Genomic DNA, 2,500 nt, shown 5'->3' with positions numbered 1-2,500 from the left:
ATCCCAGCTACCACCCTGGATTCGCGAGATGAATCCCTCACGCGATTTGTGCAACAGAGCCTATTGGCGCCGAAGATCGCGTCGATGCCCATGGTGTCGAAGCCGAGCGCGGTCAGGCGCTGCTGCGCATATCGCACTGCATCACCGCGCGAGCCGAGGCCGATCTTCGGGCAGGCCGGCGCCAGCACGTCCGGAATTGCCTGCCATCGCTTGAACGCCGCCTTGAGCCTGGTGTGATAGCCATGGGTGGCATAGCCGGCACCGTTGTAGCCGCGGGCGAAAGCGGCCCAGTCGTGGCGCCGCAGCTCATCATCCAGCCCCTCGCTGATGATGAAGCTGATCATCGCCTCGAGGCCGGCTGCCTCGCTGTCGCAGAAGGCAGCGACCATATCGCCCGGCGTGGCGTAGCCGGCGGCGCGGTGGTTGAAGCCCATGATCTGCCCCAAGCCCCAGCTGGCCGAGCGCAGCGCTGCGCTGATGTCGATGCGCATGGCAAGCGTCAGGCGCGGATAGCTGTCCTTGGGATAGGGTGCGGTGCCCCACCGCTGATAGGCGAGGCCCGAGGCCTCGGCCGCGGTGCGCTTCTGGCCGGGCCCGAGTTCGCGCCAGAACACATGCGGCTCGAAAAGCATCTTCGGCCGGCCCTGGCTGTCGAAACCGCCGCCCGAGGTCTCCACCTCGATCACGGCGCGGATTTCATCCTCGCCCGCGCCGATAATGCGGCCGACGCGGGCCACGTCGATATCGGTGAGCCGCAGCGCGCGGCCCTTGAACCCTGCTGGATACATGGTTTCTCCAATTAAAAAGCCCCGCGCGAGGCGGGGCGGTTTTGGTCGCTCGGGAGGGAGCTGTCGGGTTTCTTTCGGGGCTTTACTAAGCGCTGCACGATTGTTGTCGCGCTCCCGATGTAATTCAAAGCGAGCCGCACCAGTTTAAGGGTATCCTCCGGTATGGTCCGGCGGTGTTATGGAGGACCCAGTATATGGGTGCCGACCGAGAACGCACGAAACCGACCCGAGAAGCCCCGCCCCAGCAGCAGAGTGATGAGCTGGCGAAACGCCCCATCGGCGATGAAGAAGTCCGCGACCCGCGCGGCGAACCTGACAAACCCGAACAATCGTAACGCGGCCGTTGCGACGACCGGTGTTAACTCAAAGAATTCAGAGCTTCCGGTAAATTCTCGCAACAAGGCCAGGCGACTTCATGCCTGTTCCGGTATGCGGCATTAAAAAGCCGGAAGGTGGACGGCGGATCTCTGTCCGCCGTCTCATCCATCAAACAGTGAGGTTCCGATGTTCAGCCCTATTGCGCTTACCGACGCTTTTAGCGGTATCACCGAAATATTCCCTCGGCCGCCGTGGAATCTGGAAGGCATCAAGCACCACAAGAACGGCGACCTGGTCAAACTGATCCACGACGATGGCACCATACGGCTCATACCCGTCAAGCCTTCGACCTTTGGTATAGACGAGCGGTTTCGCGGCTGGTAGCGCGGCGAAGGCGGTTGCTATAGGATCGCCTCGATTCGCACTTTTAAAACGCGCGGACCTCGGCTCCCGGCAGGTCCTGGCCGATGTGCTGGGAGCCGATCACTTTCCAAGCAACGCGTAGCCCTCGATGTGCTATGATGCTGAAGCCCGTCCGAGCATTCTCTCGGCGGACCGGGGCCTCTGCCTCTTGTGTGCAACATCGGCGGAGGCCTTGGTGTTAGCGGGTTTATCTGATGGGTTGATACCAGCTCGCCTCTAGCGTCGTGGGTGTCGGCCTCCGTCTCACGCTTCTTCACCCGACGGGGGCCGATCCAGAGCATTTCGCGGGCTCTTTTCCGCCGATGCATTTTTTTGTGATGCAACCTTCGCGGAGGCTGGCGCAATATCTCTCCGAGACTGCCTTGGAGCTTGAACGATGAAGCTGACAACGAAACTGATCACCGGTTTGGTGATCGCCACGATGGGAGCCGCCCCGGTCGCGGCCGATCCGGGCCGCGGGAATGGCAAAGGTGCCTCTGGACGCCACCATCATGAACGGGGGCCCCGAGAGGTCCACCGCGTGCAAACCCGCTACGTGGCAGATTGTCCACCGGGTCTCGCCAAAAAGAACCCGCCCTGCGTTCCACCGGGGCAGGTAGGCAGGCGCTTTGGTACGCGCGTGGGCGACACGCTCCGCATCGGAGACTATGTGCTCATCCGCGACTTTGACCGCTACGATTTGGAGCGGCGTAGTGGCTGGAGCTACTACAGGGATGACGACCGCATATATCGGATCGACAGCGGCACCCGGAAGATCCTCGCCGTCCTGAACCTGATTGATGCTTTTTCTCGGTAAGCGGACAGCGCGAGGGCCTTTTCAATACCTTAGGCTGATTGACGTTTTCCCGATCCGGCATCAGATTCTGAGGCGTAGACCGTGGATCACGTTCTACCTGTTGACCGGCGTGGAATAAGGACCCCGCTTCTGGGGTGATCGGCGTCCAAAAGGGACCCCACCGACCGGGGGTTGG

At 61.8% G+C, this 2,500-nt stretch carries 3 protein-coding genes; 2 read left to right on the top strand and 1 reads right to left on the bottom strand.

The genetic code is table 11. The features are described 5' to 3' along the window. The coding region (locus ACFOMP_RS17840) for an N-acetylmuramidase domain-containing protein (RefSeq protein WP_379033057.1) at positions 1–788 on the bottom strand (788 nt) is incomplete at its 3' end. 504 nt (positions 789–1,292) lie between these two features. On the opposite strand from ACFOMP_RS17840, the gene ACFOMP_RS17835 reads away from it, so the two are divergent. Together ACFOMP_RS17835 and ACFOMP_RS17830 are read left to right on the top strand one after the other, a co-directional pair. Continuing rightward, a complete protein-coding gene (locus tag ACFOMP_RS17835) occupies positions 1,293–1,490 on the top strand; it encodes a hypothetical protein (RefSeq protein WP_379033054.1) in 198 nt (65 codons plus the stop codon). 415 nt (positions 1,491–1,905) lie between these two features. After that, on the top strand, positions 1,906–2,325 hold the full coding sequence (locus ACFOMP_RS17830) for a hypothetical protein (RefSeq protein WP_379033051.1): 420 nt from the start codon (positions 1,906–1,908) through the stop codon (positions 2,323–2,325). Positions 2,326–2,500: the final 175 nt, after the last annotated feature.

This window comes from Paracoccus simplex, assembly GCF_042648325.1.
GTDB lineage: Bacteria > Pseudomonadota > Alphaproteobacteria > Rhodobacterales > Rhodobacteraceae > Paracoccus > Paracoccus simplex.
This window is presented reverse-complemented; position numbering and strand designations above follow the sequence as displayed.